The organism is Bradyrhizobium altum, assembly GCF_020889705.1.
GTDB lineage: Bacteria > Pseudomonadota > Alphaproteobacteria > Rhizobiales > Xanthobacteraceae > Bradyrhizobium > Bradyrhizobium altum.
The window spans coordinates 1-6,698 of record NZ_JACMYP010000373.1; the positions used below are offsets into that span (position 1 = coordinate 1).

Here is a 6,698-nt window from a genome sequence, read left to right on the forward strand (position 1 = left end):
CCCCGGAGACTACGCCACCCTCAATTCCCACCAACCTCGCGACGGCACCACGGTGGTCCCTCGTGAATAGTTTCTAGGAGTCTTGCCGAATCATCATTGATCCCATGTTCGGTGATAACCGCTATTCTTCACTGCCGTGGCTGCCCGGAGAATTCAGCGTCCGGCGACGGGATGGCACTCGCCAAGAGCCGAGCTCATCTTCGGAATGCGGCTGTGGCCGAGCCCGATGCCAGCAAAGCCACGCTGACGGAGCTTGCGTGCCAAGATGGGCGCTTTGTTGAAGTGCCTGAAGTCGCTATCGCCGACAACGAGCACAGGCGGTTCAGTTGATTCTACGATGCGCTCGACCACGTCAACGAGTTGGCCCCATGAAGCTTCGTCGGCGTTGCGATAGCCGGGAGAGCAGGCAAGTGACCGGCCCGACGCGCAGAAGCCTTTGAAACCTGCGCGCTTGGCGGTCGCACAACAGGAGTGCGTATCCTGCGCTTCCGTGAGGACAGAGAGGTCATGGCTGGAGCAGACTTGAGCGCGCAGCATTTCTGCAGGCGACAAGTTAGCGCGTCGATCTGGGCCGCTGGCGAGGACTGATTGTGGTTGATGTTCCATGCCGAACACCTGCAGGTGACGTTTGATTGATCCGACGTTCATCAACCAGTCAGTGACATGTGTCTTTGATCCAGATCAACTACCAACGTTGGTAGTGCACGCAAATTGCCGCATCTCAGCATTGCGATTGCAAATCTAGCGCCAATAAGGAAGTTCTGAGTTTGGAGTGAGGGAGTTTCAGAACCTCCTCACGTTGCCGCAATACCGACATCACCGATTTTGTATAGCCACCACATTGATTTCATCCATTTTCAGTCACGTGATTCTTTCAACTGGCTCGCTCAACCGAGGATAACAAACACCAACATTCGTGCGGCCCCTCACGGAAGCGAGCCGCCGAGTTTTCGGTTGCACCACGTCGGGAGAGATTTCCATCCGCGCACAACGACCAGCATGACCTGCCGCTGCGGCGCGCGCGCCCGCATGGCCAAGAGCTGGCATTGAAAACATCGGCCTTCATCACCGGCCCACCCACCGACAGTGTCACTGCTGCACAGGTTATCGACGGAGCGGTGATGGCGATGCAGTTGGAACGTCACAGGCCTGAGACATACAACGGCTAAAGTGAATCAGACGGCCCATGGATATCGTTATGGCACGCACGTTCTCTCAGTGGCTCGGCGACTATTCTAATGCGATGGGTCTAGACGACGTTGGTGACTTCGCGCGGGATCGAACGCTGGTTGTGCACGACATCATCTGCACGTTCGTTCATCCGTGCGGAGACCAGCACGACATCGCCGCCGTGCTGCTCGACGCAGGCTTGCCTTCGACGGTGTCCGAGCATGACTTGGTTGGACTTGCATTATCCCGAAACCTCGCGAACTTCCTGCTTGGTGCGCCGCTATTCTTCGTCAATCCGGCGAGTCAACACCTTGTCTTGGGTCAGAAGTTCGAGTTTGCGCAGATCGACCCACCATCGTTCGCGCCGTTGCTTGATGCGCTGGCTCTGCAGGCTAAAGCTTGGCGGGACAGGCGGAGCGCTGCACGATGACGGGCATTTCAAATGTGGCGGATTCCGCAGCGGCGGCTGAGGCTCTGAGCGTCGGTGCGCAAGCGATTTACCCTCCATGCGAGTTTCTGATCGAGGTAACTGCGCTGCATTCCAAGGGCTGGCGCGAGGGGCGGAGGGCTGTGCGATGGAGGGCATTTCAAATGGGCCAGACAGCACAGCCGCGGCTACGACTCTGCGCCGGAGCAAAAGCGATCCAAGCCCTATGCGGGTGTGGGATCGCGGCAACGCCAGCGGGCCGCCTACGCTGACCGATGACCAGCGGCGAGCCCACCAAATCACATCCGAACAACTGTCGATGGCCTGTGAAATTGTCGCTGCGGAGCCGTCGCGCTCTGGAGACTTGCACGCCGAACAGGACCTGACTGGGCACGCAGAGCCACAGTTCCGGGACAACGTATCGCTGCCACTGGATGAGGACGCACGGACGGAGCGTCAAGAGGCTCCCGCTGCTGGCCGCGCCCGATGGTGGTGCTGGACGACCGCGCTGTTGGCCGCAAACGCAGCACAGGGTGCGCTCGAAACCTTTGCTGGTCGCGTCGTTGAGGCGGGGGTGCGCAAGCTTTCCCGTCATCCGCAAAGTCCACACGAGGTCAACGATAGCGCAATGGCGGCACATGCCGCGGTCAACGTGGTAATGGGACTGATCGCGGGCACAAGAGCGGGTGTGCACACTTGGCGGGCGAGCGGCAATCCAGAGGCTTATCTCAGGGGATTTCGCGGTGAGCGGTCGGCGCAATCTGCGGCCCTCGCGATGGCGGGAACTCCTGACGTGCCCGCGGGCCAGATGATACGCCTCCTGCCCAGTGTAGCGGCGGCCTTTCTAGCCTTCGGCGCCGCCGCGCACACCGGCATAGGTGCTCTTTCGCACCTTGGAAGCTCATCGAGCGGCAAGGTCGATGCCTACGAAGCCGTGGTTCGGTCTAACGCCAACATAGCGTATTGCTACACCCGTGAAGTCGTGGACTTCGTGGCGCGTGTCTTCCAGCTTGTTTCGCACGATGCCCTGCTGACCCAGCTAGGATGGGCGGCCGGTACCGTGGAATACAGTCTCAACTTGGCAGCACAATCGTGGGCATCGAGTGATATCGACCAGGGAAGGAGCTTCGATCTGCGCTGGCCGGCGATCTCCGCTGCGGCCGAGGCCGTCGACGTTGCCTTCATTTCCGCAGCTGCTCGTCTTGCCGAGCCCGATAGGCCCGTCGAAATTTGGCGTGGTCGTCTGGCCGAGGGGACTTCTGGCGAGAGACATGCGACGTCAAGACCCACCGTCATTGATACAATCGATCGGGTGACACAACGTGCCGTTGGTCGGCAACTGGTTGGGGAAGTACGTCATTATGTGCCGGAGCTCGCTGTGGGAACGCATTTGCGCGAACTGACCTGGCAAGCCGAACACGCCAGTCGTGGTGGTGGCAACAGTACTCCTCCCAGTGATATCGAGGCACCGCCGCCCGGGGGAACGCCAAATGCTGGCAGCAGTTCGGATTCTCCGACACTACGTCAAGAAGCTACGGAACTCCTCCCGCCGCCTGGGCATTTGAATGTGCCGTCGGCAGACGTGGCTGGGCCATCGTCTGCCGAGGCTGTCTCGAGTTTCGTGGATCGATCCTTGGGGGAGTACGGACATCTTGTCGACTTGGGCTGGGAGCACCGCCGCGACCGGGCCCCGCCTTTCCTGATCGGCGCACTGAACAGAAAGGGCGACCTCCCGAGGTCGCCGCTTCAGAGCACAAAGTTGAGGATCCACGGTCAAATCTACACGGCCTACCTGGAGCCGGGGAGTGGGGCGCCGACCATAGACAATCCGCTAGGCGGCAACATAATGCTCGCCCCTAGCCTTGAGCTGGTCCCACTTGGGTCAGCGGGCGCCGCGCATTGGTGAGTCGTCCTCCGCATACGGACAAGCAAGCTCGCAAAGAAAGACGGATCGCAGTCGTGCGACTTGTGCGATAGAGAACTGCATCGCCCGATCCCTTAGCAGAGGATGCAAGAATCTCTCGGTAAAGATCATTTTCTATCGTTCGCCGTACTGTCGAGGGCGCTGCCCCGACTCGCCGCGCAATCTCACGACTTGGCCGCTCGGCCGCTTCATCCTGATCACATCGCGCACATGGCGCATCGCGAGGCTCTCTGTCGGCGTTGCGCGCAAAACCGAAATGGGCGCCCCTATGAGAGCCAGAAGAGGAGTCGTCATCCCGAAATCGTGGGCAACTTCAAATCGGGTTGGTGGGCCTGGTCAGCTTTTCGAAAGCTAGCCCGGCTAGCCTGCAGTCACTGTACTGTGAACAGACGGTATCACAACGCGCAGCGTAGCCTTCGCCGAAGCGCGATACGCCTGCTCCCCTCGAGGCTCAGTCTCAGAATACCCTGAAGACCGGCGCTTAACTGAGGCGCCCTGATCGTGCACTTCAGCGATTCCTTCGTTCTCCGCGTCTACTTGAGGTGAATTCGAACTAGTGGAACGCTCGGATCAAGCCGCTGAGAAAACCGCCGCACCGACTTATCATAGCCAAGTAAGTTGAAATACCCTCATCCAATTGTCGAAAGCAATCTTCCGTATCGACTCTTCGTCAAAACCAATCGCGAGCAACGCTGCAATCACATTTTGGAGACCGCTCGCATCTTTGACCGCAGCAGGGATTGTCGCACCATCGAAATCTGATCCGATCGCTACCCTTTCTACGCCTATGCGATCAACCAAATACTGGAAATGGTGCGCAAGCATGTGAAGCGGCGTATCGGCGTTGTCTTGCGCATCGGGGCGAACGCACCTCACTTAGAAGTTGACGCCCGCGATCCCGTCGGACGCACGGATCGCGTCTAGCTGTCTGTCCGTCAAGTTTCTTGTCGAAGTGCATATTGCGTGCGCGCAGGAATGTGTAGCTGCCAGCGGCGCGTCGCTCAACCGCGCCACATCCCGGAAGCCCTTCTCATTTAGATGGGACACATCGATCATGATCCTCAGGCGATTGCATGCTTTCACCAGATCGCGTCCCGCGTCCGTCAGTCCCGGACCGGTATCTGGTGAGCTTGGCCATGCAAATGGCACCCAGTGGCCGAATATATTGGGGCGGCTCCAGACAAGCCCGAGCGAGCGAACACCACGACGGTAGAGCTTCGCCAGTTCGACCAGGTCCGCATCGATGGCGTCGCCGCCTTCCATGTGCAGCACAATGGCGAACGATCCCGCGTCGGTGGCAGCTTTGATCTCTTCGACACTTGTAGCGATACAGATCTTGCCGTCAGCACGCGCCTCAACGCACTTCAGAGCGTCAAGCATCTCTTTGGTCTTGCGCCTGGCGTAACTCGCATCCAGCGCATCGGCCAGACGGACTTCGTAGCCTGTTTTGGCGACGGGCCGGTTATCCGTGGCCCGTTGCTCTGGGTGGACTGCGTATTCCAGGGATGGTGATCAGCGATTGCAGGCGATCGTGATCACGGTTTCCAGACGATGGTGATCACTTGCGGAGGCGAACACGACTGACGTGTTGATGTGTGCTGGAAATGGTGTTCCTGGTCAAGACGGGCGGGAGGATTTGGAGATCGTTCCGGCGGTCCATGGGAGGGCCCCGCGCGCGGCGCGGAGTGGCCCCCACGAGCGACGCAGCGGCGCGCGCGGGAGGGACCTGTGGGCCGGTGGGGCGATCGGGTGCGCGGTGGTCACGCTTTTGTCCTATCGTCGGCCCGACGACGCAGGCTATCGCCCTTGAGCTCGATGCGGTGCGCGTTGTGAATGATGCGGTCCAATATGGCGTCGCCGAGCGTGGGATCGCGAACACGTCAGAGTACCCCTATTCTTGAGCGGGTCGTGTCTCACGTCACGATCACTGACCCGCATCATTTTCTGTTTGGGCACCGGCTTGAGGTGATGAAGGAGCGGTCGGGGCGCGGTCCCGCCTACGTCGTCGTCGCGCTGCCGGACGGCCGGCTGCGGTCGGTTCGGATCGCGTCGACGGACCTTGCCGAGACGATCACTTCCCGCCCGAACGCCGCCGATCTGCCGCGCATCAGTGCACGTACGCTGATCCCATTGATGCAACATTTGAGCGCGAGTCTGAGCCTTCTCGACGAGAAGGTGATTCGCGATGACCCACCGACCGCTTCCAGGTCGCGTTGCGTATCGACCCCTGCCGACGTTGGCAAATCCACCCGGCCGTCCGGCCGACATTCCGCGCCTGTGGCCGAATCTGTCGACCGCGACGCAAACCCAGATTGCTCAAACGATCGCCACGCTGCTGCGGCGAATGCAAGCGGTTCCCGGCACGCCCGGAAGGGGACTGGGTCGTGCTGATCAGCTTGAGCGTCGCTGACGAGCGGCTCACGACTGCGCACCGAGCCAAGTTGGCCTATGTCTACGTGCGGCAGTCATCAGTGAACCAGGTGCGCCAGCACCAGGAGAGCACGGAGCTGCAGTACCGACTCGTCGATCGCGCCATCGGTTTGGGCTGGCCGCCGGAGCGCGTCCAGGTCATTGACGAGGACCTCGGCAAATCCGGTGCTGGCGGCGTGGATCGTCATGGTTTCCAGAAGCTCATTGCCGAGATCGGCCTTGGCAACGCCGGTCTTGTGGTGAGCCTCGACGCTTCTCGCTTGGCCCGCAATAACCGGGACTGGCATCAGCTTCTCGAACTGTGCTCGGTGTTCGGCGTGCTCATTGCGGATGGCGAGCGGCTTTACGATCCGCGCGCCTACCACGACCGCCTGCTGTTGGGCTTGTCCGGCATCATGAGCGAGGCGGAGTTGCATCAGCTTCGGATGCGCCTTCACCAAGGGGAACGCCAGAAGGCGGCGCGGGGCGAACTGCGGCTGCCGCTACCAGCCGGGCTCGCCTACGATCGAGCGGGCACAATTATTCTCAATCCCGATGAGGAGGTGCAGGCCCGTCTTCATCTCGTGTTCGCCAAATTCCAGGAACTGCAAAGCGCTCGCCGTGTGATGCGTTACTTGGACAGGAACGGATTGTCCTTGCCGGTTCGACCGCTGCTTGGACCATCTCCACACGAGATCGTCTGGCGTGCGCCAGATAGTGCACGCGTGCTTAGCATCCTTCAAAATCCGGCCTATGCTGGGGCGTACG

5 protein-coding genes and 2 pseudogenes are annotated in these 6,698 nt (G+C 60.4%); 4 read left to right on the top strand and 3 right to left on the bottom strand.

Features of this window, described 5'->3' with window-relative positions; translation table 11 throughout:
* Positions 1-153 precede the first annotated feature (153 nt).
* Positions 154-648: an isocitrate lyase/phosphoenolpyruvate mutase family protein gene (locus H8B02_RS43900; RefSeq protein ID WP_229172001.1), complete on the bottom strand. Its 495-nt coding sequence runs from the start codon at positions 646-648 to the stop codon at positions 154-156.
* A gap of 538 nt (positions 649-1,186) precedes the next feature.
* On the opposite strand from H8B02_RS43900, the gene H8B02_RS43905 reads away from it, so the two are divergent.
* Together H8B02_RS43905 and H8B02_RS43910 are read left to right on the top strand one after the other, a co-directional pair.
* Positions 1,187-1,600 carry a type III secretion system chaperone family protein gene (locus H8B02_RS43905; protein ID WP_229172002.1) on the top strand — a complete coding sequence of 138 codons (414 nt, stop codon included), beginning with the start codon at positions 1,187-1,189 and terminating at the stop codon, positions 1,598-1,600.
* Positions 1,601-2,108: 508 nt separating this feature from the next.
* The gene (locus tag H8B02_RS43910; protein WP_229172003.1) at positions 2,109-3,503 is read left to right on the top strand and encodes a hypothetical protein; all 1,395 of its coding nucleotides are present in this window, start codon (positions 2,109-2,111) and stop codon (positions 3,501-3,503) included.
* Between the two features lie 621 nt (positions 3,504-4,124).
* On the opposite strand, the pseudogene H8B02_RS43915 reads toward H8B02_RS43910, so the two are convergent.
* Both H8B02_RS43915 and H8B02_RS43920 read right to left on the bottom strand, forming a co-directional pair.
* Positions 4,125-5,024 (bottom strand): annotated as a pseudogene (locus H8B02_RS43915) (dipeptidase).
* Between the two features lie 257 nt (positions 5,025-5,281).
* Positions 5,282-5,398, bottom strand: a pseudogene (locus H8B02_RS43920) (ATP-binding protein); the annotation flags it as partial.
* A gap of 31 nt (positions 5,399-5,429) precedes the next feature.
* On the opposite strand from H8B02_RS43920, the gene H8B02_RS43925 reads away from it, so the two are divergent.
* Complete coding sequence (locus tag H8B02_RS43925) at positions 5,430-5,912, top strand: DUF5372 family protein (RefSeq protein WP_229172004.1); 483 nt, start codon at positions 5,430-5,432, stop codon at positions 5,910-5,912.
* Positions 5,906-6,698 (top strand): recombinase family protein (locus H8B02_RS43930; RefSeq protein WP_229172005.1); only part of this gene is annotated, 793 nt, incomplete at its 3' end. The genes H8B02_RS43925 and H8B02_RS43930, both read left to right, overlap by 7 nt.

What these genes read in the sequence shown, in the direction of transcription:
- H8B02_RS43905 (WP_229172002.1), top strand. Translation starts at nt 1,187, where the DNA reads ATGGATATCGTTATGGCACGCACGTTCTCTCAGTGGCTCGGCGACTAT.
- H8B02_RS43900 (WP_229172001.1), bottom strand. Translation starts at nt 648, where the DNA reads ATGAACGTCGGATCAATCAAACGTCACCTGCAGGTGTTCGGCATGGAA.